Annotated in this window: 18 protein-coding genes, 1 tRNA gene, 1 other RNA gene and 2 pseudogenes; 1 reads left to right on the top strand and 21 read right to left on the bottom strand. The window is 46.8% G+C overall.

Annotated features, from left to right (window positions below):
- Positions 1 to 47: 47 nt before the first annotated feature.
- The 4 genes and pseudogenes from PPRES148_RS00275 to PPRES148_RS00295 all read right to left on the bottom strand — a co-directional run bounded on the left by PPRES148_RS00275 (position 48) and on the right by PPRES148_RS00295 (position 5,077).
- The gene (locus PPRES148_RS00275) at positions 48 to 2,150 is read right to left on the bottom strand and encodes an FtsX-like permease family protein (RefSeq protein WP_223127885.1); all 2,103 of its coding nucleotides are present in this window, start codon (positions 2,148 to 2,150) and stop codon (positions 48 to 50) included.
- 191 nt (positions 2,151 to 2,341) lie between these two features.
- Positions 2,342 to 3,160 (bottom strand): annotated as a pseudogene (locus tag PPRES148_RS12470) (reverse transcriptase domain-containing protein).
- 342 nt (positions 3,161 to 3,502) lie between these two features.
- Positions 3,503 to 4,425: pseudogene (locus tag PPRES148_RS13155) on the bottom strand (transposase); the annotation flags it as partial.
- A gap of 334 nt (positions 4,426 to 4,759) precedes the next feature.
- Positions 4,760 to 5,077 carry a hypothetical protein gene (locus PPRES148_RS00295; RefSeq protein ID WP_149452703.1) on the bottom strand — a complete coding sequence of 106 codons (318 nt, stop codon included), beginning with the start codon at positions 5,075 to 5,077 and terminating at the stop codon, positions 4,760 to 4,762.
- 1,224 nt (positions 5,078 to 6,301) lie between these two features.
- On the opposite strand from PPRES148_RS00295, the gene PPRES148_RS00300 reads away from it, so the two are divergent.
- On the top strand, positions 6,302 to 7,252 hold the full coding sequence (locus PPRES148_RS00300; protein ID WP_149452704.1) for a hypothetical protein: 951 nt from the start codon (positions 6,302 to 6,304) through the stop codon (positions 7,250 to 7,252).
- A gap of 220 nt (positions 7,253 to 7,472) precedes the next feature.
- On the opposite strand, the gene PPRES148_RS00305 is transcribed toward PPRES148_RS00300, so the two are convergent.
- The 17 genes from PPRES148_RS00305 to PPRES148_RS00390 form a co-directional block, all read right to left on the bottom strand.
- Positions 7,473 to 8,129 (bottom strand): CPBP family intramembrane glutamic endopeptidase, encoded by a 657-nt coding sequence (locus PPRES148_RS00305; protein WP_187820263.1) that lies wholly within the window; start codon positions 8,127 to 8,129, stop codon positions 7,473 to 7,475.
- Positions 8,130 to 8,802: 673 nt separating this feature from the next.
- Entirely contained in the window at positions 8,803 to 9,147 is a 345-nt protein-coding gene (locus PPRES148_RS00310) for a hypothetical protein (RefSeq protein WP_149452706.1), read from the bottom strand.
- Positions 9,148 to 9,560: 413 nt separating this feature from the next.
- Positions 9,561 to 13,319 (bottom strand): transcription-repair coupling factor, encoded by a 3,759-nt coding sequence (gene mfd, locus PPRES148_RS00315; RefSeq protein WP_246142864.1) that lies wholly within the window; start codon positions 13,317 to 13,319, stop codon positions 9,561 to 9,563.
- A gap of 90 nt (positions 13,320 to 13,409) precedes the next feature.
- Positions 13,410 to 13,643: an anti-sigma-F factor Fin gene (locus PPRES148_RS00320; RefSeq protein WP_149452707.1), complete on the bottom strand. Its 234-nt coding sequence runs from the start codon at positions 13,641 to 13,643 to the stop codon at positions 13,410 to 13,412.
- An 83-nt stretch (positions 13,644 to 13,726) separates the two neighbouring features.
- The gene (pth, locus tag PPRES148_RS00325) at positions 13,727 to 14,314 is read right to left on the bottom strand and encodes an aminoacyl-tRNA hydrolase (protein WP_149452708.1); all 588 of its coding nucleotides are present in this window, start codon (positions 14,312 to 14,314) and stop codon (positions 13,727 to 13,729) included.
- Positions 14,311 to 14,910: a 50S ribosomal protein L25 gene (locus PPRES148_RS00330; RefSeq protein WP_187820265.1), complete on the bottom strand. Its 600-nt coding sequence runs from the start codon at positions 14,908 to 14,910 to the stop codon at positions 14,311 to 14,313. The genes pth and PPRES148_RS00330 overlap by 4 nt, the downstream gene beginning before the upstream one ends.
- A gap of 74 nt (positions 14,911 to 14,984) precedes the next feature.
- Positions 14,985 to 15,926 (bottom strand): ribose-phosphate pyrophosphokinase, encoded by a 942-nt coding sequence (locus PPRES148_RS00335; protein WP_149452710.1) that lies wholly within the window; start codon positions 15,924 to 15,926, stop codon positions 14,985 to 14,987.
- A gap of 19 nt (positions 15,927 to 15,945) precedes the next feature.
- The gene (gene glmU / locus PPRES148_RS00340) at positions 15,946 to 17,322 is read right to left on the bottom strand and encodes a bifunctional UDP-N-acetylglucosamine diphosphorylase/glucosamine-1-phosphate N-acetyltransferase GlmU (protein WP_246142938.1); all 1,377 of its coding nucleotides are present in this window, start codon (positions 17,320 to 17,322) and stop codon (positions 15,946 to 15,948) included.
- 155 nt (positions 17,323 to 17,477) lie between these two features.
- Positions 17,478 to 17,553 (bottom strand) — tRNA-Thr (locus tag PPRES148_RS00345).
- An 8-nt stretch (positions 17,554 to 17,561) separates the two neighbouring features.
- Positions 17,562 to 17,954, bottom strand: a transfer-messenger RNA (tmRNA) gene (gene ssrA / locus PPRES148_RS00350).
- A gap of 72 nt (positions 17,955 to 18,026) precedes the next feature.
- Positions 18,027 to 18,503, bottom strand: a complete 477-nt coding sequence (smpB, locus tag PPRES148_RS00360) for an SsrA-binding protein SmpB (protein WP_149452711.1) — start codon at positions 18,501 to 18,503, stop codon at positions 18,027 to 18,029.
- Positions 18,504 to 18,515: 12 nt separating this feature from the next.
- A complete protein-coding gene (rnr, locus tag PPRES148_RS00365) occupies positions 18,516 to 20,921 on the bottom strand; it encodes a ribonuclease R (RefSeq protein ID WP_246142865.1) in 2,406 nt (801 codons plus the stop codon).
- Positions 20,922 to 21,014: 93 nt separating this feature from the next.
- The gene (gene secG, locus PPRES148_RS00370) at positions 21,015 to 21,242 is read right to left on the bottom strand and encodes a preprotein translocase subunit SecG (protein ID WP_149452712.1); all 228 of its coding nucleotides are present in this window, start codon (positions 21,240 to 21,242) and stop codon (positions 21,015 to 21,017) included.
- A gap of 150 nt (positions 21,243 to 21,392) precedes the next feature.
- Positions 21,393 to 21,659, bottom strand: a complete 267-nt coding sequence (locus PPRES148_RS00375; protein ID WP_149452713.1) for a hypothetical protein — start codon at positions 21,657 to 21,659, stop codon at positions 21,393 to 21,395.
- A gap of 636 nt (positions 21,660 to 22,295) precedes the next feature.
- A complete protein-coding gene (locus PPRES148_RS00380) occupies positions 22,296 to 22,754 on the bottom strand; it encodes a transposase (RefSeq protein ID WP_149452714.1) in 459 nt (152 codons plus the stop codon).
- Between the two features lie 119 nt (positions 22,755 to 22,873).
- Positions 22,874 to 23,392 carry a hypothetical protein gene (locus PPRES148_RS00385; RefSeq protein ID WP_149452715.1) on the bottom strand — a complete coding sequence of 173 codons (519 nt, stop codon included), beginning with the start codon at positions 23,390 to 23,392 and terminating at the stop codon, positions 22,874 to 22,876.
- 120 nt (positions 23,393 to 23,512) lie between these two features.
- Positions 23,513 to 25,450, bottom strand: a complete 1,938-nt coding sequence (locus PPRES148_RS00390; RefSeq protein ID WP_149452716.1) for a hypothetical protein — start codon at positions 25,448 to 25,450, stop codon at positions 23,513 to 23,515.
- Positions 25,451 to 25,596 lie beyond the last annotated feature (146 nt).

The raw sequence follows: 25,596 nt of genomic DNA on the forward strand, positions 1-25,596 counted from the left end.
ACGGTCCCAAAGGACAGACTGGCTTCCCAACATTCTTAACTCAGAAACTACAACCATTGTTTATTCATATTATTAAATTTATTGAATATCCATGCACGTACTAGGAAAAACATGATAACTTGTATACCAAGAAACATAGCTAAAGTCTCCGACGAAGCAGTTAGGGCTATCAGAAAAATTTGATCTCCAGCTTTTCCAAATGTTATAAAGTCCAGAAATCGAACTCCGTAACAGAGTGCAAAAACTGTCAAGGTGGTAGCAAAGGACAAGGGCAAAAAGAAGATCAAGGAGATTTGCTTTGTGATAGATTTCCTCAAATCAATGCTAGAAAAACCAATCCGTAATAGGTTGATGAATTGCCTTTGCATACCCTCCATATCCGTATAAATACGGAGCAATAAAAAATTGGCTGCAACGATGGCAAAAACAAGAGCTACAATCAGAACTGAAATGAAGACAAAGACCACATGCCATATACCTTCAAGTGTTGAAACCCTATTGTGCACAACACCCATCCCAGACCAAGGACGGTGTCCATCACGACCCATCCACTCAGCCTTCATAAGGGCCTCGAGCATTCGAGCGCTCATTTTCCCCTGTGGCACCACATAGTTGGCATTCTGTAATTTATGAATTCCGGGGCATCGGGAAACTTCATCGAACATTTTGTCCCCTAGAACCCACTGGGGGATAGAATACCAGGGTAACACGAGACTGGCATTGGATAAGTATTTTCTTTCTTGGACCCTAAAATATTCGGGTAGCAGATTGGAGGCTATCCTTTTGTCCCTCGCGCAACCTGGATCATTACATAACAGAGCTGCTGTATGAGAACCAAGAGATAGAGTAGGCTTCCCAGATTTTTGTGCCATTGCGTTATAATCACTGGCTTTTAAGAAAAGGCCCCCCGTGAGCTCCCTAAGTTTAGTTTGATTCCTGAAATTGGGAGCCTTGTCCTCCCCGTCTTCTATGGATCGATGTTCCTCCGTCCCTCCCGATAAGGGAAGACCAGGATAGGGATTTTTGTCCCTGGTAAGTATCAACAGGTTCGAATTGACACGCAATAAGCCACCGCTTCGAAGAAGTTGATCCAATGTTCCAAATTCATGCCACTCGTGAGGGGCGATTTTCTTCCTATCACTTATAGAATAAACCAACTCAGGCATGATTTTCAAGTCAGGGACGGAGCCGCTATCTTGTATCTTATCCACTCCCCGTTTGATGAAGGAAACCGCACTAGCTGAAGTGAATACAAACATAAACAACATGGAAACGAGAAAAAAGAAACGGGCATTATCACGTAATCGATAGACCGTATTACCTATCCACAGCAAACGAACCCCCTTCCAAGAAAAATTTCTATTCCATCTAAAAAAACTTGCCAATGATACACTACCCTCACGATAAAACAGATAACTACCTATTAAGGTCAGGAATAGGCAGATGGAAAACGTGAACACAACCGAACCCGGAGGATTACCAAAAATATTAAGGGGCAAGAAAACGCAAATAGCAGCCATGGACCCTAGGGAAAGAAAGGATATCACAGCACGGAAAGCACTTATAGAAGGATTTGATTTATAACCTGCACCCCCCCTCCCACCTTGAATGAACCGAATGATATTACGACCCTGGATACGGGATGGCATCACCACAGCCGCTAACAGAAACAACAGCAAGGAAGAAATCGCCGTGACCCCCAAAGCCTTCAGGGAGAAATGGTATTTTAATTCTAAATATCTGATAGTAGTATCAATGAAGTATACTAAAATCGTATTCAAACCCATACCCAACAAAATTCCCATCCCAATGGAACAACAACCGATGAGCATGGTTTCCGAGACCAGCATGACCCGCAAGTATTGGGATTTCATACCCAAAAGTAAAAAAATCCCAAATTGTTCTTGTCTCTCCTTATAAAGGACGAGCAAAGAATAAAACAGGGAAAAAAAGGAACAAAATATCAGCATACTGAACATAATCATAAATAGTATTTTTGCCTCATGCAGAACCATCTGTAACTGAGGATGAAACACAAATGTTGCATAAGCAAACGTAACCGCTGAGGTGATCACCGTATTCAACATCAACCCTATGTAGGCTTGTGGCCGTCGCCTGATCATACGAACTATGGATTGAAAAAATGTCATTATTTTATGTCTCCTCACCATGTAAAAATTTTACTTATGGTTACATATTGTATCACAACCCTTTCTACCATAAATCAGATCCTCTAACCCCTGATAGTCAAGTAGACTTGGCGGCATCTCTCAGCCGAGCCTACTACAGAACTGTACGTAACACTCTCTCGTTATACGGCTCTCTTATTTGCCCCATCTTACTATCTAACAAGTGCCAATGGGCGTAATTCCAGATGACATCGGGACATTCTCTTCTTAATTTCATCAAGAAGATACTCAGCCTGATGCTTGTTCTTACAATGATATATTATACCGTCCATGTATCTCCCGAATGGAATGGAGGGGTGATGGTTTTTCATCCACCAGTCGTTTACACAATGCAAGAATAGATTTGCCAACAGTGGACTGACGACCCCGCCCTACGGTGTGCCCTTTGTCACTTGTTGGCTGGTTCCATCTGGCATTTGAACAAACGCTTTTAGCCATCTTTCGCAATAGAGCAATGTTACTTTGTCCCCCCCAGTAAAAAGGCGGGGAGCCTGCATCATTAACTCATGCGAAATGTGGTCAAAGTACCCTTTGATATCAAGATCTACCCCCCGGTCATGAGTCCAACAGTTTCTTCGACAGGACTGTACGGCCTGAATAGCTGACTTTCCCGAGCGACATCCATAAGATGAGGCCTGGAAATGGGGCTCCAGATAAGGTTCTAGTCTGTTCTTGATGACTGTCTGGGCAACTCTGTTCGCCACAGTGGGAATCCCGAGCGGTCTTTCGCTGCCGTCAGGCTTCGGAATATCCACTTGTTTGACTTCGGATGGGAAGTAGGAACCTGCTGCACACATTTGATTCCAAATGACATACAGATTGTTGTTCAGATTGCTTTCGAATTCTGCAATCGTTTGTCCATCGATCCCTGGACCTCCGCCCTTCTTTTTTACCTGGCGCCATGCTAGCCGTACTTCTGTTTGCTGTATATTGTGCTTAGCAGAGTTCTGATCTGATATTGCCTTATCCATGTTTGAGTCTCCTTTTAACAGTTCCCATCCTTGTTTCGGGCACGACAATTCAGCTCCTTCACTCCATCTTCATTACAAAGACTTCCTAGTTACTATGGGCTGATCCATCCGACTTCGTGCACGGAGGCCTCAGTTATCATCGGCTATTATTACGCCTGGCGACGGCTAGGCGTCCGTGCGACGACCTCTCAAGTTCCGTATAAGCGCCTAGATTAGATTCCTCCCGTCTATAACATAACACCGCATACCCGCCCGGATAGTAAGTAGGTCCTCTTCCGTGACTTCTCACGACGTAACGGAACATACCTCGGTTTTGGCATGAACTGCCTCTTTCAATGCGTTAAGGTGGGTGGTGATATCGAGCAGACCCTTTCGCAATATTTTTACCGTTTTCGGGGCCACGTCTTTATAATCCTTGCAGATCCTCATGCCAACTGCATAGGCCGTTTCACGATCCGGGGATTCCAGAACCTCTTTGTGCATCCTCTCAAAGAGTATCTCTGACGGAAAAGAGTCCCCCTCAGCGGCATCCCGCAGATTCCTAAAGAAATGGGCAATACATCGTTGCCAATCCGATGTAGGATAATAAACACGAACAGCTGTTCTAAGGCCGGGGTGAGCGTCGGTCACGATTAAAGGAACCAATGATAAACCCCGTGAGCGAAGATTTTCGAAAACCTGGTTCCAGGTGTCTAACGTTTCAGGTGGACCGTATCCAACATAAAGAATTTCCCATACACCGTCCCATCTGCGTCCCATTACTATGTAAATGGCTATTTTTTTCCCTTTGCCTCCACGGATCCTAAGAAGGGTGGACCGGGGAGTCCTCTTGCCGAGGATCTACTCTGTTTACCCCGCGATGACCTCCAGAGATATACCGCTGGTTCGAGGGGAAACGAGCTTTTCCAACAAGTAGGAAGCATAACGGAATTAGGGATTGGCTAGAACGGACTGGAACTTGGTGTCTCGTAATCGTGGAATGAAAAAAGTAATGGGACCCCTGTGAGTATCTAAAACACGTTTTCTATAATCCATTTCGCCCCAGATATTGATCCCCCTCATAGTTGGCCAACCATGTCCAAGCCTTTCCAACGGTGGAATTTCCCCAGTTTTTTATCATGCAGAACGGAATGCCCGACAGTTCGAACGGCTTGCTCGTATGATAATTCTTATTTTTGTAAATATTGTACCCACTCTAGGAGATCGTTCTCCACTTTTTTACCACAAATAGGAGCCGGTAGAGCGGTACAAGTATTATGGTCCATCAATTCTATATCCCCCCCATTCTATAAAATTTCCAATTTTTATGGATACAGTATAACAGAAGAAAAAACAAAGAAATAGAAATTTATTACCATATTTTAACGAGTAAGAATGGGATAAGTACTATAGTGAACTGGGTAAAAAAGGGAGGATAGAGCTAGAAAACAAAAATATACGTTTTACATTTTAATATAAAAAATGTATTTTACTATATTAATCCATGGGAAAAGCACCCCGAATGGGGGGAAATCCCCCCAAAAACCCAGTTCAGAAATTCACACCCCCAGCGGGATGCTGCCCGTGTGGGTACCTGGCATAAATCTCCTATGCACCTCATCAGTCATGATCGTGTGTAAAACCAAAACACGAACAGTCGCTTATAACTTGTCCACTCGGCAACACTATCACGCCCGAACACCACCTAAAGCATCTCTTAGAACGGATGGTCCCTTCCCCATCCTTAGCAGTAGTAGGCAAGGATAGGTCCCCCACAGACGGGGTACTTCCCCTAGCGGCTATGCTATTTTGAGTTGAAGAAACCTCACCCAATTCCTCCGCCGACACCGGTCTGAGAGAGTTAGCAAGAACGACACCTGACAGCATCACACATGCAACGACTTTTACTAATCCCCTATTCTGTCCAGACAATTTCATAATGTAGACCATACCTTCTAAAAGTTTAATTTTATCAGTCAATGTTAAAGAGATCGTAGTCCATATAATGCTACAGATCGTGGTGAACTATCCCCCACACCACCTACTAGACCTAAATGTTAGACCTAAACAACGTAAAAAACAGATACAAGCAAGATCGTAATATATAGTCCAACGTATGGCAACCTAAGAAAAAAAGGATTGGATTTACTATTGTTCTCATTAGACATTTATTTATATTATATAATTATAGCTTTTTATATAAATAAAATATTTTTATATATAATAATAAATTAATCATTTCTAAAAATTTTTTTCATATGGTGCAAGAAGGCCCTAATAACAGAGGCCCAACGGAACCTATTAGGACGGTAAGAAAAGAGAACTCAGGCACCTGGTACGTGTGTCAATAAGTCGTTCAGGGAATGAAGGTTGCTCGGCCCTTCGTAACCGGCTGATAGGTAGCAGGTTACAAACCGCCTAATTCTGCTAAGGTAAAATGTCCTGGTTGTGATCGATCTAAGAAAAGGGGGTCTCCGTACTTTAATGGTTACGGAACCAGGAGGGCCTAGGATGGTCCTATTTTTTTATGGTTCATAATAAAAAAACAACGGAAAGAACTGAATCAGCATACCCATATTGCAATGTTTTGCTCAGTATAACGGAAATGTAAACAAAGTAGAAAAGGGCTTTCAAGTATAAAATATTGTTGGGAATATGGTTCTCAGGCTGGTATGGCAGCACAAACGGCTTGTGATAATGGGGAACCACTATGGGATGATTGGATTTAGGATGAATTGACTGGATTTTCGCCATTCATGAATACATAGATGAATGGCGGATTCCTGGTGTTCGTGGGATCCTCTTGTGGGGATTTTATTGACGGGGGGATAATCAAGGTATCTTTGGGTTTGATTTTGTATTAGGATGGGTCGCACCCGCATATTCATATAAAATAACTCTAATGGGCTGTTGCATGATAGGGGTCTTTGGCACGGATGTTTTTTTTGATTTTGAGAAGGCGCGGGGGTTTACCAACAGGGTATCCATATCATAATTCCAAATGTTCATATTTATTTGCGATGATCATTTTTCTCATTGTAATTTTAATTGAGTGTATGAATTTTTATTTTTTTTGTAAATATGTAAACTGTTTTTAGAACCTGGACTTGGAAATAACGTGATGTTGTTTGTAGCTTTCTCAATTGGTGAGGGGGTGGTGAAATGGGGGATTGTCGCTCTTTTGCGCCTAAGGGTATAAAAAGTGAGGTTGCAACAGTAAGAAAAATCGTATTGTATCGTAATTTTTTATATTTTTTATTTTTGTCTTTTTTATTTAACACCCTCATTTCATTTCATATTAATTTATATTTCGATAAATTATTTGAAGCATCTTTGTTTCCTTCTCTACCTCATGGTTGGGTATTGGAACATAATTTAGGTTATTTTTCTGTTGTATTTATTTTTCAATTCTTTGTATTTTACGGAAGATTTACTGTTTATCTTCACTATATATACAATAGAATTTGTTTCATACGTTGGCACCGTTTGCAGTGTTTTCGGATAGCAAAGCAAGGAGGGGTCACAAGGTGGAAATGGCATGCCCTACCCTGGTTGGGTTTTGCCGCCTTCTTGGGGTCTATGATTCTCTCCATTTGGGTATCGGAAACGCATATTGTCTTGACTATAGGTATTATGAGTTGGTGGGGTAGTTTTCATTGGCAAATTCTTCGTGAGCGACGTTGGTTGCGGGGGCATATAGAAGAGAGGGTTGATTTTTATTCTTTTACTTTATTTAGCACATTTTATTTGTTAATATACATATATTTAGTAAACTATGTAACATCATTTAAAATTTTAAGTGTTGCGATCATGTATTATTTTCTCCGTGTGTTCCCCACTTGGGCACATTTTCTTTTTGGCAAGCGCCCATTTCTCTTGAAATCTTCCCTCTCAAAAGGCAACAGTGGAGAGGATGACCAGGGATGGTTTTCTAATGCCTCGATGTTTTATGATGACATTATGGGCATGGGCGATATTGAGGGTGTACAGAAGAAGAGGAAGGGGTTACTTTATAAATACTTAGGTCGTGACTTCGTTTTTTTGATTGTTATACTACTAATTCTTATTGTTATGTTAGCAATACTTGCCCTTATAAAGAAATATTGGATCTGATGGATTCCTGGCGTTCATAATTCAATAAAGACCCGATCTTAATTTGGAATTGAGTGGGTATTTACCATGGGGGATAACATCCCGTTAGGGATGTAAATTTATGAACAGGGTTTTTGGGGGGCATTCCCCACAAGAAATCCATAAAAAAGCACCCTCTGAGGGGCTAAATCCCCCCAGGAGGTTGCGTACAAAGTACCTCATTCATAGCGCGTGCCTATAACTAAGTGAAAACCCATGGCATACTATAGACAATGATATTATTGAGTGCATGAACCCATATAGACAACCACAACGAATATCGACGTGCTAACCATCCCAAAAGTAAGGATATCAGTAAAACAAATAAGATTTCAATATAAACATATTGCCTATGCAATAGGGTGAACATAATACTGGAAACCCAAATTCCTACGCGTGGTTGGAGAGCACCCCGAAATACCAATTCTTCCCATATTCCAGGTGATATTCCTGTGAGTAAAATAGTGAACCAGTTCAATAGAGGCTTGTGTTCCTCATTGATCATTTTAATATTCCACATACTTTCTATACTATGGATGAGAGATGAGACTATTTTCTCCATGCTTATGAATGCGAAGAGAAGCAAACAGGCAAGAAAAAAGCCCCCCCATGTCGGCTTTCTGCTGAGCCCCAAACGATCCCATATTTCCCTCCCATTACGCTTGATGCCCCATCCCAAAGCCAACAAGGGGGTTATGGTGCCTATGCAAAGATAGAATAACAACACTGTCCAATGAGGAATACTAGGATGATAATTTTTAAATGAAAAATTGAATGTACCATAAACAAAAAATCCAAACATTGCACAAGTTGTAGCACGGTGAACGTACCGCTTGGGATTCAAACCTAGCTTCAACATAAAATAAGATTGAAACGCCGGCCATAAGGATAATATACCTAATAACATGCAAAAGAAGATGAATCCTAAAAAAAATAATTTTTCAAAAATAGATAAGCCGGAAATCGCATATTTATTCATAATTATGGGGTGAAAAAATATATAATAATATATAAAAAATACGAATAAGAACAAAACATCAACCTCTTTACCCCAATTCTGGAACCGCCTGCAAAGGAGACTATGTTCCGAGGCTACTGTGTGTTGATAGTAGGCACGATCAAATCTTGCCAAAGCCCATGTGGAAACAATCAGTAGGAACGCAAATAAAAACGAGTTTATTGACACCGCAACTACCCTCTTTCTTTGTAAAATTAAATTCAGTTATTTATGTATTCGCGATATTATGCTATGATATGATATGGATAATTTTCTGTAAACTAGAAAGAGAGAGTAAGGAACGTCGGACCCCCTTCAACTCTCAATACCGGTTTGCGCGGATGCCACCGCATCACCCCAAAAACTATGCACCCCAACCCCACCAAGTGAAGACCCCCCTCTAAATAGAGAATCATCGTTCACTGGAAGGAAATTTTTGCGGATAGAGCGGACGCCACCGCATCACCAAAAACTATGCACCCAAATCCCACACTGCCCATCCTTGGAAGGTTATAGCATGGATCAACCAACAATCCTAATTGTGGTAATGGTGGTGGTGTTCGTGTTTGCTTTGATCGCAACCAGTAACACCAATACTTATTCCTGCTGCAATTGCAGCAACGGCAATTGGAACAAGTGGAACGACCCGCTTAGAACGCTGGTGAACTTCTCTCTCATCCCCAACAACAGCAGTAATAGGCAAGGATAGGTCTCCCACAGACGGGATACTTCCCATCGTGGCCATGCTATTTTGAGTTGAAGAAATCTTACCCAATTCCTCCGCTGACACCGGTCCGAGGGAGTAGGTAAGAACAGCACCTGACAGCATCACACATGTAACAGCTTTTATTATTCCTTTATTCTGCCCAAACAATTTCATAATGTAGACCCCTCACTCTAGACTAGAGTTTAATTTTTTCATTCAATGTTAAAAGGATCGCAGTTCGTATAATGCTACATATCGTGGTGGAATATCCCCCTCACTACTTACTATACCTAAATGTTACACCTAAACTGTGTAAAAAACAGGTACAAGAAGGATCATAATATATAGTCCTATATATTGGCAACCCAGGGGGAAAATAGATTGGGTTCACTATTGTTCTCATTCAACATTTAATTATATTATATGATGCAAGAAGGACAGCCCCACTCGGCAAAGTAAACAAACCCAGCATCGCAAATAGGAACACGGCAAATACCCAGAGAACACCGCTCTGTTGTCAACAAAAATTCAACAGAACCGTCCCTGGGTGAACCCAAAAATGAATACTCATATCAAGGATAACCTATCTACCCCTCTCCTCCCCTGGTGGACCGAGCAAATCCATGAGAGAGAGACCCCCTCTGTTGTTGATTGGCCCTATTTCCCCCTAATTGCACTAAAAATGCCTCCAGATGATCCAACCAAGCCAAAGGCTCCAGAGCCCCTCGAAATACCACTGTAAACTGGCGGGGAGGAGTAATACGAACCATCCCACGAAAGGAATGAACGACACTCAGCAACTTGTTCTTGTCCCGACCCTCCTCCCAGGAAGCAACCAGCTTCATCGTTACCTCTTCACCTTTCTGTTCTATGGACTGTACACCATTCTGAATAGCGTATGTACGCAAAATAGCCATCCGAATCAGGGCACGAACCGGGACCGGGAAGGGACCAAAGCGATCCTTCCACTCTTCGGCTACATCATCAATCTCCTGTACTGTAGACGCCGCACGTATGCGTTGATAGCATTCGATCTTCTGGTTCTCATTATTAATATAGGTCAGAGGCAAATAGGCATTCACATCCAACTGTATCTCTATCCTCGTTGTCGCCACAGACAATCTCCGTTCCTGCCCATCCCCTTGACTCTTCAGATCGGCCACAGCATCCCTCAACATCTTGGTATACAAATCAAAACCCACGGCTGTAATATGACCATGCTGCTCAGCACCCAATATGTTTCCTGCCCCACGGATCGATAGATCACGCATCGCAATTTTGAAACCAGAACCCAAATCGGTAAACTCCTTAATCGCCTGCAAACGCTTCTCTGCTACCTCTGTAAGCACCTTATCACGCTGATAGGTAAAGTAGGCGTAAGCAATCCGATTGGAACGACCCACCCGCCCCCGCAATTGGTACAACTGTGACAATCCCATACGCTCCGCACTATGAATGATGAGTGTATTCACATTGGGAATGTCCACCCCCGTTTCAATAATCGATGTACTCACCAAAACATCATAATTGCCATCCAAAAAATCGAACATCGTCTGTTCCAACTCCATACCCGCCATCTGCCCATGGGCCACACAAATACGAGCATTGGGGGCGAGGAATCGTAATTGCTCCGCTATTTGATCAATCGTTTCCACACGATTGTAGAGAAAATAAACTTGTCCACCGCGGGAAAGTTCGCGATCCAATGCCTCCCGTACTAGTACTTCCGAATATTCCAGCACATAAGTCTGAACAGGAAAACGATTCTCTGGTGGAGTCTCGATCACCGACAAATCCCGTGCCCCCATCATCGCCATATGGAGCGTACGCGGAATTGGTGTGGCTGACAATGTTAGTACGTCAATGGAAGATTGAACCTGCTTAATTTTCTCTTTATGCTTGACACCAAAACGCTGCTCCTCATCGATAATCAACAAACCCAGATCGGCATAGGCTATATCCTTTGATAAGAGACGATGTGTACCAATTACGATATGAATTCTACCCATAGCCAAATCATGGATGATTTCCCTTTGTTCCCTGTGGGAGGTAAAACGACTCAAGACCCTTATATGAATTGGGTAACCCGAAAATCTCTCGCGGAACGTTTCATAATGCTGTTGCGCCAAAATAGTCGTAGGCACCAAAACAGCAACTTGCTTACGATCCATGACCGCCTTGAAAGCGGCCCGAATGGCAACCTCCGTTTTTCCATAACCCACATCACCGCAAAGCAACCGATCCATAGGCTGAAGTTTCTCCATATCGCGTTTGATCTCCTCGATAGAACGTAGCTGGTCAGGAGTCTCTTGGTAGGGAAACATCGCTTCAAATTCAGCCTGTAAGGATGTATCCTGCGAAAAGGCATAGCCCCTTGCCTGTTGCCGTTTGGAATACAAATGGATAAGATCCTTGGCAATGTCCTGTACTGATGACTGAACCTTATTCTTAACCCGTCCCCACTCTGCACTTCCCAGGCTATAGATCTTGGGCTTCTTCTCTTCCCCCCCAGTGTATTTTTGTACCTGATCAATCTGTTCTACGGGTACATATAACTTATCGTTCCCCGAGTATTGAACATGCAAATAATCCTTATGCACCCCCCCCACTTTAAGGGTTTCAATTCCCTGGTAACAACCAATTCCATGATTGATGTGAACAACATAATCACCGGGTTTTAGCTCCTGGTAATCCTTGATCTTCTCTGCATGATCGCTAGTTGCATGCCGCCGCACACGACGCTGACGCTGCGTAAAAATCTCACTCTCCGTCAATACAGCCAACCGTAACGAACTGAGTTCAAAACCACCGGATAGAGAACCTATATGTGTCAGGGGCACATCCCCCGCGAAACAGGAGGGTTGATCCCTCTCAGAGGGGACCTGAGCAACCATGTGATAATCCATAAGCATACGCATCAGACGTTGCATTCTCTCCTGTGTACTGGCAACGACCACGATCCGATAGTTCGCCTTTCGCCATCTTTCCCACTCCGTCTTTAGTACCTGAATCTGACCGTGGAACTGCTGCATACTCCGACACAAAACCTGCACCGCCTGTTGGGAGTGCACACCCGGAACCTGGCGCAAAAACAGAGACAGATGAACACGCTGCCTCTTTCCCAGATTCCATTGCTCATCCAGTCGGTTTACAATGGGGAGGGAAGGCAACATCTCCCCCTGGCTATAGGAAGAAACCTGCCATTCTGCCTCCTCTTTTTCTACCTGTTTATTGTTTTCATAAATGCGTGCCGGCTCATCCAATACAAAAAGCGCGTGATCAGGGATATAAGTAAGTAAACTCTCCGCATCAGGATGAATCAAACGAAGATACTTATACATGATAGACGCGGAACATCTACCTGACTGCAACTGCACCACATCTCTGCCAACACCCTCCTGATAAGCCGCACGGAGTGCTGTTTCCCGCAATGTCGACAAATGTTCCTGCAACATGCGTTCCAACTGAACACCTGCCCTTTTGCACTGCTCTGGAGAGGCAAAGTACTCCCTTGCTGGAGGTATCCTGACCTTCTTCCGCGCGGAAATGGAGCGTTGACCAATAACATCAAAATCCCGTAACGAAGCAATCGCATCCTCGCCCCACTCAACACGCAACGGGTGAGCAAAGGTGGGGGGATAAAGATCCAAAATACCGCCGCGGACACTCATATCACCTGATTGCTCAACCCGATTTACACGCCTATACCCCACCGACAACAGGGCCTCCTGTACAGATCCTAACCCAGCGTCCATCCCTACATGCAAATGTTGATGTGCTGCCGAAAAAGCTTGTCTTGATAAAAAGAATTTTCGCAATAAAGGGAGTGGAAGAACGAGCACACCAGAAAATCCCCCTGCCAAGCAGGAGAGAACCTTAATACGATCACCTAACGTTGTCGCTTCCTCCTGCGTAAGCTCAGCAGTCCGCGCCGTTGTCCAGGCATGTGATGGATAGAGCAATACCTCTTGAGCAGGCAAAAGCTCACACAAATCCTCATAGGCCTTTTGGGCCGCGGAGGCATTATGGGCCACAACAACCACGGGCCGTTCCAGGATACGATACCAAGCCGCTACATAAAGAAAACGCGCTGCGCCCGCCAACCCGGTGACTAGTTGCTCGGACATTCCCTTCTTCAGATTCGTTGTCACCGTGATGAAGTCCCGATCACGGAAAACGAAACGGAGTAATGATTCCAAACGGGCTCCTCCTCTGCCATTGACAACAAATTCGCATTGCTTCCCCTTTGCCTTTACACATAGGACGAAGAACCTTCCGATGAGCCGCGTGGAGGCATTCCCACCGTTGGATAGATCTGCCACCAAACGGAAAAGAAGCCTCGGCACAAGCAGCCAAGACCAACCTATCTACAAATCCCAAACAGGGGAAACGGAGGCTAGGGGTCCCTATGGGACACAGAGAACCCTCCCTCTATCCTAATGGAACAAATAAGGAGTCAACGACAACTCCGGATTGCTTTCCAACGCCTGTTGGCAATCCTCACACACAACACGTACTTGGCAACCACCCATCGCACTCTCCGTTATTATATCGATCCGCTCCTCAGCGGTCAATCGATCCAAACCCAGCTGTTCGTCCGAAAAGATATTTCCCACCAATGTCCCCAATCGGCGCTTGCAATGCCGGCATATATACTCCCATTGCGTCAATTTCTCTCCACCCCCGCGGTGACGACCCTGCTTCTAGTATCACCGCAGGAAAAAAAAACATGCCAGGGGCAGGAGAAAAGGAATCATTCCCCCACTGGCCGGTTGATCTCCTGCATGGCCCGCTCCGCCGTGGGCGCCAACCCCCACATCGAAACAGCCTGTACGGACCTACTAACAACAGCCAGAGCCAATTCCTGTTCTGAAGGGGAGAACCCACCCAATACATGATCTGTCAACGAAACACCCTCTGCAGGCGAACCTACCCCAATACGGAGCCGTGGTATATCCTGGGTACCCAGGGACTCAAGGATGGAAGACAAACCATTGTGACCACCGGAACTACCACGATACCGCAACCGTAATCGACCCAACGGCAGGGAAACATCATCATGAACCACACACATCCTGTCGTATACCAAGGGTTGTTGAGAGGACAGCCACTCACAAACAGCCCGGCCTGACAAATTCATATAGGTGAGGGGTTTGAGCAGAACGATCTTCTGCACGAACCCCTCACCCTTAATCATCGTGTCAGCTATCTGGATAGCCCCCTGTAGCTTCCAGACAGCCCGAACCTGTTGGACAAACTGATCCACCACCCAAAAACCCATATTATGCCGAGTGGACGCATACCTCCTGCCGGGGTTACCCAGACCAACCACCACCTTCATAAAGCGGCAGCCCCATCCCCCTTTGGTGTAATGGCCCTTCCGTCACCACTGCGCTGCTTCTGAACAACCGAAACCACAATGACATCCGACTCCGAAATCAGCTGAACGCCTTCCGGTAAAGAAACGTGAGATGATGTCAACGTCTGTCCTACCGATAGGGGAGTCACATCCACCGTAAGATCAGAGGGCATTTGATGGGGCAAACAACGCACCAACAGGGACCGAACCCCGGTTTGTAAAATTCCCCCCTCCTTGACACCGCGAGCCGAGCCCATCAAACGAATGGGAACCTCCACCTCTAACCTGCGATCAGGCTGAACTGTCAAGAAATCAATATGTAGTAACTTTCCCCACACAGGATCCCTTTGCACCGAACGCACCAAAACGAGGTAATCCTCCCCTTTGAACCGCAGAGTGAAAAAGGAATGTTTTGATCCCAGCACCTCCTTAGAGAAAGTGGCCTGGTCCACATGAACCGAACCCACCAGATTACCTCCGCCATAAACAACACCTGGAACACGACCATTTTTCCGCAAACGATTCAGAGCACGCTTGGGCCCCTCCGAAGAACGGGGCTCTGCTTCCAACACGATCACGATCAGCCACCCTCTCTTTACTCCGTTTCCTACTCTACGAACTTCCCCAACTCATGTGTGAAAATGAAACACATCTAGTGAAATAACTTGCTCACCGATTGCTCATTATGGACACGAATGATCGCCTCCCCCATAAGGGAAGCCACCGAACGCACACGCATAATAGACAGCCTCTTACCCTCATCCAGGGGGATCGTATCTGTAACCACCAACTCCGCTATTTTAGAGGACTTCAACCGCGTGATAGCCGGTCCAGAGAGAACCGCATGCGTGCAACAAACATACACACCGCGAGCCCCCCGTTGTAATAACGCATCCATGGCCGTTATGATAGTCCCCGCCGTATCAATAATATCGTCCACAATAACTACCGTTCGATCCCCAACATCACCAATGATGTTCATCGCCTCAGCCACATTAGCCTCCGGGCGCCGTTTGTCAATGATGGCGATGGGCGCGGAAAGGTGCTCCGCCAATCGGCGTGCACGAATAACACCCCCGTGATCGGGTGAAACCACCACGGGGTCACGCAAACCCTTATCAAGAAAATATTCCGCCAGGATCGACACGCCTACCAAATGATCTACCGGAATGTTAAAAAAACCTTGGATCTGTGTTGCATGCAAATCCATCGAGATCAACCGATCCGCCCCCGCCGTCTCAATCAAGTTTGCCACCAGTTTGGCGGTGATGGGGTCACGAGCACGCGTTTTTCGGTCCTGTCGAGCATAGCCATAGTACGGCATCACGACATTGATGGTCCCAGCGGAAGCGCGCCGCAGGGCATCCACCATGACTAGTAGCTCCATCAGATGATGATTCACAGGGGCACAGGTAGATTGAACCACATAAACATCAGAGCCGCGTACGCTTTCATTGAGCTTAACACAAATTTCACCATCGCTGAAGCTACCCACGTGGGCATCCCCCAGCGGTATGCCAATGTGCTCGCAAATCCGCTTGGCTAAAACCACATTTGAGTTACAGCTAAAAATTTGTAAGCGGAAATGTGACATGGCACCCTGCCCCTCTGCGTCATTTCGGCCCTTCCTTCAACCAACGTCTCGCATAGTCAGATTTGATGACCTGACGTCCTCGTGCAATAGCCAGAGAATCCCCAGGAACATCCTCCGTCACCGTGGATCCCGCTGCAACAAGGGCCGCCTTCCCTATCCGTACGGGGGCAACCAAGCTGACATTGCAACCTATAAAAGCCCGATCTTCGATATGGGTCGTGTGCTTGTTCTGTCCGTCATAGTTGACAGTGATAGCACCGCAACCTATATTGACCCCCTTCCCCACCTCAGCGTCCCCCACGTACGCCAGATGGGGAACCTTACTGTGCGCACCCAAGTGGGACTTTTTCATGTCTACAAAGGAACCAATCTTAACCCCCTCCTCCAGTTCCACCCCAGGTCGGAGGTGGGCATAAGGACCCACATGAACCCCATCCGCCAAACGAACCCCCTCTACCACCGCATGCCGAATGACTACATCCCGACCACATACCATATCCATAGCATCGAGTCCCGGACCGAGGGAACAATGCTCACCAACCACGGTCCCACCCCGAAGAAAGGTATCAGGATGCACCACCGTATCGCGGCCCATTTGTACGCCGGCCTCTATGTACGTACGGACAGGATCTACAATGGTCACCCCATTATCCCAATGAACCCCTAGAATACGGTGACGCATCACCTGTTCAGCCACCGCCAACTGGCGCCGATCGTTCACCCCCAGGGCTTCCGTAGCCTGTGCAACCCGAACCACAGCAATCCTCTGGTTCTGTTGACGGAAATAATGCAATACGTCAGGCAAATAATACTCCCCCTGCGCATTGCAATCATCCAACTGCGGTAGGGCAGCCAACAAGGGTTCCACGGAGAAAATGTAGGTACCTGTATTCACCTCATCAATCAATTTTTCCGATGTATTGGCATCACGATCCTCCCTGATAGCTACTACGTCCCCGGACCCACCACGCACAATACGTCCATACCCCCTAGGCTCATCCAACACGGCGGACAACACAGTCATACAGGCGCCGCTCTCCTGGTGTTCATTTCTCAATTGCACAAGGGTTTCTTGCAGAATCAAGGGATGATCGCCATTGAGCACCAACACATCCCCCTGCACCCCCTGCAAATAGGGAACCACCTGTGCAACAGCATGGCCCGTTCCGCGCTGTTGCGTCTGTACCACGAACTGCAACAGGGAAGATGAACTCCCCTCCCTCGACTCACGAATCCTTGCTCCCTGATTTCCCACAACCACAAACATCCGCACCGGTCTCATAGCCTGCGCCCGCTGAATCACATGATCCAACATTGCCTGACCACAAACAGGATGAAGAACCTTAGGCAACGAGGATCGCATCCGTTTGCCAAGACCCGCAGCCAACACGATCACGTACAAAGGATTAATGAGAACTCCCCCTCGTGATAGAAACTGCCACTCGATTCAGACACAAAAGAACAAAAAATTCCCTACCTCGGAACCTGAAACAAGCCAACGGCACAAATGCCCTTGGCGCGGTCCCCAGAAGACGAAAAGATACAATTTCCTGGTGCTGATGGCAGGAATCGAACCCGCGACCCCTTCATTACGAGTGAAGTGCTCTACCAACTGAGCTACATCAGCACATACTTCAATGGAGGCGAGCGGAATCGAACCGCTGTCCGAAGATCTCGCCACGTCTGCTTCTCCGAGCGCAGCCACCGTTTCTCTTTCGCCTTCCCACCCGAACAGGGCCACCGGAGTGGAAAGACTAGCCGCTGCCCTGCCTCGTGAATTCGGCCCGCGGCGGACCTGAATCACTAGCCTACTTTAGATGAGGCACGGACACGCCCATAGGCGAGGCACGCCCGGCCGCCCAAAAGAGAGAACTGCCTTAGGCAGCCATCGCCATTGGGGATTCGAAGTTTTGGAAACCTCTTTTAGCTTTGCCAGTTATATTTATCTTCTGCGTTGGTAACGACGACGCAACCCGCCGGCTCGCTACAGACGCTCGACCAATCCCCGTCGAGACCAAGTACGCCCCCGGGTGGCCTTCATTGTAGCATACAAAGTTTACAGGACGCAAATGGAAGATGTTGAAAGTACAAACCAGGAAATTAGATTCGATGGGCCAGCTTACGAGCCCTATCCATAGAGCGTTTGGCATCACGCTCCGCGAGGACCGCCCTCTTATCATGGCGCTTCTTACCCCGGGCCACGGCAATCTCCATCTTGGCCCAACCGCGGCGTAGGTAGATGGAAAGAGGCACAATGGTCAAGCCCTCTCTCTTAATTCTCCCCACCAGACGATCGATCTGACGACGGTGGAGCAATAATTTTCGCGTTCGCAGGGGATCCACGTTGTAACGATTCCCGGGTTCAAAGGGACTGATATGCATGCCCAAAATTACCAACTCGCCATTCAGGATACGGGCATAGGCCTCCTCCACGTGCGCCTTGCACTGACGAAGGGATTTAATCTCCGTGCCCGTCAAAACAATACCCGCTTCCAGGGTTTCAATAATTTCATAATGGAAACGCGCCTTACGATTGCGAACTAGTACTTTGATTCCAGAATCCTTATCCTTACCCATGGGCCCCCCTCATCAACCGTTACGGCTCCGATTTGTCTTCACACCACCGCGTCGGAAACGCGTATCGGACTTAACCCTCGTTTTCTTCCGACTACGATGCACAACGGCAGACGCACTCTTGTCCTTTCCCCTAGCTGTTCTCCCAGTTCGTGGGAATCCTGACTGTGAATGCACCCCCGCGTAGGCCTTACCTCGTCGCACCCTATCCGGTTGGCGTGGAAACTCCCCCCCTTTATGGGTCAGTAGGCGAAAGTCAATCTGCTGCTCATTACAATTGACAGCGTGCACAATGACACGAACGAAATCACCAATACGAAATGTTCTTGTTGTAGTTTCGCCCACCAGTATTTGATTTTGGACATGAAATACGTAGTAATCATCCCATAAGGAACTGATATGAACAAGTCCCTCAATCGTACTAGGAAGGGAGACAAAGATCCCAAAAGAGGTAACACCACTAATGATCCCCTCATACTCTTCCCCAATTTTATCAGCCATGAATTCCGTTTTCTTGCAATCCAATACTTCACGCTCTGCATCGATCGCTATTCGTTCCCGGAGAGAGGAGTTCTGGGCAATTTCCCCCAGATTTTCGTTCTCCACTTCTATTTCCTCCGCTGACCAACGGCGCAGGGATCCCCACGTCTGACGAAGAATACGGTGGATGATGAGGTCAGGATACCTCCGAATGGGGGAGGTAAAATGGGTATAACATTCCGCCGCTAAACCAAAATGGCCTAGACACTCTGGCGCATATTTCGCCTGCTTCATGGAGCGGAGCAACATAGTACTAATCACATATTCACCGGGGGTCCCCTTTACCTTCATAAGCAAACGCTGCAAATTCCGAGGCTGGACCTGCTCTGAACGCCCACGCACATGGTACCCCATTCGGGCAATGAATTCATAAAAGGCTTGCAACTTCTCCCCATCGGGTTGCTCATGAACGCGATGGAGGGAAGGTATCCTGGCCCGACGCAGATGCCCCGCCACTGTCTCATTAGCGGCTAGCATAAATTCCTCGATCAGCTGCTCAGCGATGGAGGAGGGACGACGGAAAACACCCACCGGTTTCCCTTGCTCGTCCAAACGAACGATAGATTCAGGCACGTCAAAATCAATAGCACCACGCTGCAACCGGAGACCCCGTAGCAGCAAAGCCAAACGTTTCATCTGTTGGAAATCATCTAGGAGGGTGGCGTAACGGGCCGCCAGCGCCTGGTACCCTACCTCCTCCCCTTCGCTCAAGAGGCAACGAACCTGTGTGTACGTCATTCGATCCTGGGTAGAAATGAGACTCGGATATATCTCATAGGAAATTTGCTTCCCGCTCCGTACATCGATTTCCATATCACATGTTATGGTGAGTCGATCCTGACGGGGGTACAGACTACACACCCCATTGGAAAGCTCAGGGGGAAGCATAGGTAGCACACGATCTACTAGGTAAACGCTACAACCGCGCCGCGCCGCCTCCTTGTCCAAAGCCGTCCCCGCCCTGACATAATGGGAAACATCGGCTATATGGACACCCAATCGGACCCTGTGATCCCCGAGAGACTCGATCGAAACGGCATCATCCAAATCCTTGGCATCCTCACCATCAATGGTAACCATTCTCCGTTGGCGAAGATCCCGGCGCTCCACGGGATCGTCCTCCACGGGAGGGGAAGAGGAAACCCCTCTCGCCTCCTGTAAAACCTCTTCAGGAAACTCCAATGGCAAGTCGTATTTGCAAATGATAGTCAGTATATCCACGCCTGGGTCACTACTATGACCTAAAATCTGGATGATTTCCCCAAGGACTCCCTGATTCTCATCATCCGGATGTAAAGCAACTACCACTTTAGACCCAGGGGTAACCGCCCCCCGCCAATGATCCGGTATCATGACAAAATCCAATAGTATCTTCTTCTCGTCCGGCACAACCGCCCAACAGGGCTCGGGGGAATATGCCTTTACCCGCAGATGCTCACGTAAGTCGATAAAGGTACCTACCAACCGACTACGCCCCCGCCGAAGAACACGGACAACTCTACCTTCTGGACGGTCACCACTGCCATATCGATTCACTCTGCGGTGAATACGAACCCAAACGACATCCCGATCCATAGCCCCATTGAGATCATTGCGACGAATATGAATATCCTCGCCTGGCATATCCCCCGGGACAACAAAACCGAAACCCCGCGAATTGCCCTGCAAAACCCCACGAACAAACTGAAAATGTTCGGGTAAACCGTAACGTCGCCCGCGTGTCTCCACCAGCATGCCTCTGTCGCTCATAGTCCTCAATAAATCCCCGAATTCCCCCTCTGCAGTGGGAGAAATCCCTAACTTCTTCATCAAACCCTTCTTGGTAAGAGACCGATAGTTAGGTTGACTCATAAACTCCTGCAAATCCTGTTCCGTAATCACGTTGATAAACCTTCTCCCCTCTCCAGCTCGGCACCTCCATTCCAAAGCGGGGTACCCAAATGGCCAGGGACTCGTCCACAATGACGGATTTCCCTACCCCCAAAAATTAAAAAGAATCAGGATCACTGCAAAAATTACTGCAAAAACAATGGTTGATCGATGCAGGAGGGCATCCATCCCACGTGCCTTCGCCTTGCCCGTGTTCTCTGATCCGCCGGTAATGAAACCAGCCAACCCCCCTGAACTTCCCGGTTGCAAGAGGATAACTAAGAGCATCAACAAACCCACAATCAACAGGGCAACCCCTAGAACCGAACGCATTCTCCACCCCCCCTTCAGGCATGGCTAGTTGCTCAGACTTCCCCCCATGGATTATCCCTTTCATTATAGCACAGGGCAAGGTGATTTCCTGAAAAGAAGGGCACACAATGCAACCCTGCACATCGGTAAGACATATTTTGGAAAGGAGGATCAAGCAACCCCAAATTTAAAATCTCCAATCCATAGCATCACAGTTGCAGAAGTGGTACTATGAGGCGCAATAGGTGGTTGTCGATAGAATCTAGAGAGCAGCCCATGATCCTCCTTGGCAACCCATAGAACCACGGTCATTCCCAACGAGGATCCGCTTGCAATCGTTCCAAAAGGAGTAAGGGGAAGATTTGGAGTGGGAAAGAATACAAAAATAATTTTTACTACTGTGTTATCGCTTACTGCTGTCTTTTCAGCAACATCCAATGTTTTTCCATAGGGAGGGGCGCGAACAGCCCTCCCCCATTTGCGTCTATAAGTATTACTACCCCAAAATATGTTTATTGATATCGATATCGTGTAATAATATTTATAGAAATAAAATATACATATAGTTTATTAAGATGAACATAACAATCTAAAATCAAGGTGCCTTCCTGGCACAATCGTCAATATAATTGGAAATCGATGCTCATTGGAGTTATCCAGTTCATCCCAGGGTTCTTCTTCCTGGTGCTACCGCGAAAAAAGGTATCAAACTTATTAAAATATTTTTGTAGATTAAATGATGTGTTATGGAAATGTTTGTATTGTTAATGAGTATAAAACAGTCTGTTTGAGTATTTACAGCGTAAGTTCTTTGGAGTGGAAAGGTACCCCTTTCTGGGGAATTGCACCTGAAAATTTCGTGCGATCGGTTATCTTTTGTTGAACCACCGAAATCACCGTGGGATCATAGGAACCGGTTCCTATCTCGCCCCTTTTGCGCATACCAAAGAAACCGACATGAAGTCGAATTTTATTTTTTATTTAAATAGTATTATATATTAAACCCTATGTAGTTATTGGTGATCTTATCCTTATCTTCCTGATCTTCTTTTGAGGATAACGAACGGCCTGGGATCAATGATGAGCAGATCCTTTTGCCATCATGGCCCGTGCCACCCTCGTCTTACCACGCACCTTCATTTTGGCCGCCTGAAAACGATTCTTCATAGAAGAACAAACCCTCTCCACAGCCGCACGACGATTACCCTTCTCTTTGTATCCCGGGTGCTCCATTTTGTCCCGTTGTTCCCGCCGTTGAATAGGACTGATCCGTGGTGCGCAGGACCCTCCCCCCCTCTTCAGAGGTTTGGCGGCACAGTGCTCGGCAAATTTACATCCCCCGCAGGTCCCCTCATGGAAGCGGGCCACCATCTTACCCTTGCCATTCTCTCCGGGTTGGTACGTGGATGAGTCGGGGGTCTTGCCACCAGGGCATCGATGGATCGTTCCATCCTTTCCTCTCTTGAACCCGCTTACCCTTTTTTTACTGGGATTTTCCTTTCTCCCCAACATATCGGTTGGATGTATAGTCAACTCCGAAATCCTTATCGGAATGAAGTGCTCCTTGGGTATTTACATGGGAGATTATACTCAATTTCTTCTCCTCATCACGGGCCTCGACAAGGTTACAAACATATCCTCTACACAATTGCTTACCCTTGGACACGACATTGGGCGTCTGGATCGAAGGGGCGGCTTTGCAGACTGCCTGATGGTAAGGTGGAACGCACCATGAGTTTCTTTTGCCCTTCCTGTTCAACCCTCTCTGTTTGCTCTCCTATCACCCTTTGCAACAGCATATGGACTGGGGTGGATTGGAACTCCTTGTACTGGTTCCCAAAGTGTTCGAGGACTAGGCAAATCTCTAGCAGTGTTGCCCTCCATTTCACCTTGTCCGTTAGGTGATCCGCTGGTAGAAGGAGGAGGGACCTATAAGAATGGGCCTGGGCTTCGTTCACATCGGCCATACCACAATCTGGTCGCAAGAAGATCTCCCATTCGGAAGGAAGAGGTAGGGCAAGTTTGGCCATCGTACGAACCGAAATCCTAATCACCAAGAAAATCAACATATTGCGGCTCAGTCTCCTGATACAGCTGTCGATAAGGGTTGAATCCATCCGATAAATACTGGGATCCATACCCACGAAGATACAAAACAGGAACAGTGTCATAATAAAATGTTATCAATTGCTTCACCAAAAGGTGAGACTAGATTTGTAGATGGGGCACTCCCCACAAGAAACTGCACGGTCCCCCAAAACCAGTGCCGTCCATACTTTTAACACGATACCCTAGGAAGCTTTGTCAAAGGACTGCGAATCCCTAGGACGTGGACCACGCTGAAGAAGACCCTCCCTATAGATGTTTCCCGAGTTCCGATCATCCATTTCCCTCTTCATTTCCTTTAATGTCTTCTCTCTCGTACTTATCTCCTCCTCCTTCTCGTCTTCCTCCCTTTTGGACCCAAAAATAAGTGATTCCTTCTTTATTGACTCCAGATTAGATTCAGCACTCTTAATCCGGGCACGAAGCTCCCTGGACGAAATATCCCTGTAAGGTCCGCTACCTGTCCCAAAGGTATTCAGTCCAAGGGCATCTTCTATGAATGGCCCAACCCGATCGGAAAAACTCTTTAGCCAATCAGGTAGGGAAGACAATTGGGGAAATTTCTCTTCCAAATACTCTCCCAGTTCCGAACCCGACATGGCAGCAGCATCTTCTGCCTGCATACCTTCAGCGGTGTTGAATACTTCCCCCTTCGCTGTGGATCCAATATTGGATTTAAACCTCGTGCTAGATTTTTTACTTCCATTGTCCTTATGGATCGGATCGGATTCTTCACCCCCCCTTTTTGCATCGACCCTATCACCGGTACTACTGTTCGGCACTACCTTACTATTCTGTTTCTCTTTTAGCTTCCCGTCCATCCATTGCTCCTTCGTCAGTTGGCAACCTAGATCTCTACGCGATCTTTTTCCGGAACCACAAAGTTGATCCCACTCTTGCCCCAGTTCCTGCCGTGTTGGTCCCGATTGCTGCTGTTGTAGCTGCTGGTTCTGATGTGGCTGTTGTGCCCCCGACAAAGCGGATGAATTCGGATCCAATTGTAGTTGTCGTTTCTCCAACCAATAGTAGAAAGTACGAACAGGTATGCCATTTTCGATAGCAAACTCAGACACACTGATCTTGTCGCCATTTTTTCGGGCATTGAGGTACTTATTTACAAGTTCTTCTTTCTTTTCCTTCGTTTCCTTAGCATATTTAGTCCGTCGTTGTGCCCCCAACGAAGTGGATGGATTCGAATCCACTTCCACCTGATTACCATGATCCGCTGAATTCTGTTGTTGCAGCAGTTGTTTTTGCTGTTCCGGCAGTTCTTCCCGCTTTCCGAACCATTCTTGTCCCTTCACCTTCAGTCTTTCCAACTGCTGTTGCAGCAGTTGTTTTTGCTGCTGGTTCTTTTGTGCCCCCGACGAAGTGGGCTGTTGCTGCAGTTGTCGCAACTCCTCATCGTGCTGTTGCTGCAGTTGGAACAACTGCTGTTGCAGCGGTTGTTGTTGCTGCTGGTTCTTTTGTGCCCCTGACGAAGTGGGCTGTCGTTGTGGCTGTTCCACGCCATTATCATTCTGCCGTCCCAATTCCTGCTTAAACCGTTTCTGCGCCTCATACATCGGTTTCAGCTTCTCCTGATTCTCCTCATATTGCCTCTTCTGCTCACGTAATTTTCCTTCCGGCCTCGGATCCGAGCTCGACTGATCACCCTGACCTTCGAGCGGTATTTCCCTCGTCGATTGTTGTAGCTGCAGCGGCTCTTGTGGTCGCTTCTTCGCTTCGTGTGACCCCTCTACTTTATTCAATTTCCACTTCCTTGGATCCGAGCTCGGCTGATCACCCTGACCTTCGAGCGGTATTTCCCTCGTCGATTGTTGTAGCTGCAGCGGCTCTTGTGGTCGCTTCTTCGCTTCGTGTGACCCCTCTACTTTATTCAATTTCCACTCATCCTCTTGCTGCTGTGGCTGCTGCTGTTGTTGCTGTCCTGACGTTATCTCATCCGAAGCAAAAACAGGGGAGGGAAGTACAAAAAGTACTGTATATAAACAAAAAATATATATGATGGAATAGGACACGCGACGCAATCGTTGGGTAAACGAATCTAGATAACCAGCCATTATTATCCATATTTTTGATCCAACACCCAAGGATTCTTTATTCATTCCTGCATCGAACATGCTATAAAAAACCTCCTCTAAGTTATTAATAAAATAATTTTTTTATATATACCAAATACCAAACTTCCACCAACAACAAACAATTCTATGCTAGCATGCCCATGGTATATATGCAAACTATTAGGCCCCCTGTTATAACTGGGTCC

The organism is Pasteuria penetrans, assembly GCF_900538055.1.
GTDB classification, from domain to species: domain Bacteria; phylum Bacillota; class Bacilli; order Thermoactinomycetales; family Thermoactinomycetaceae; genus Pasteuria; species Pasteuria penetrans.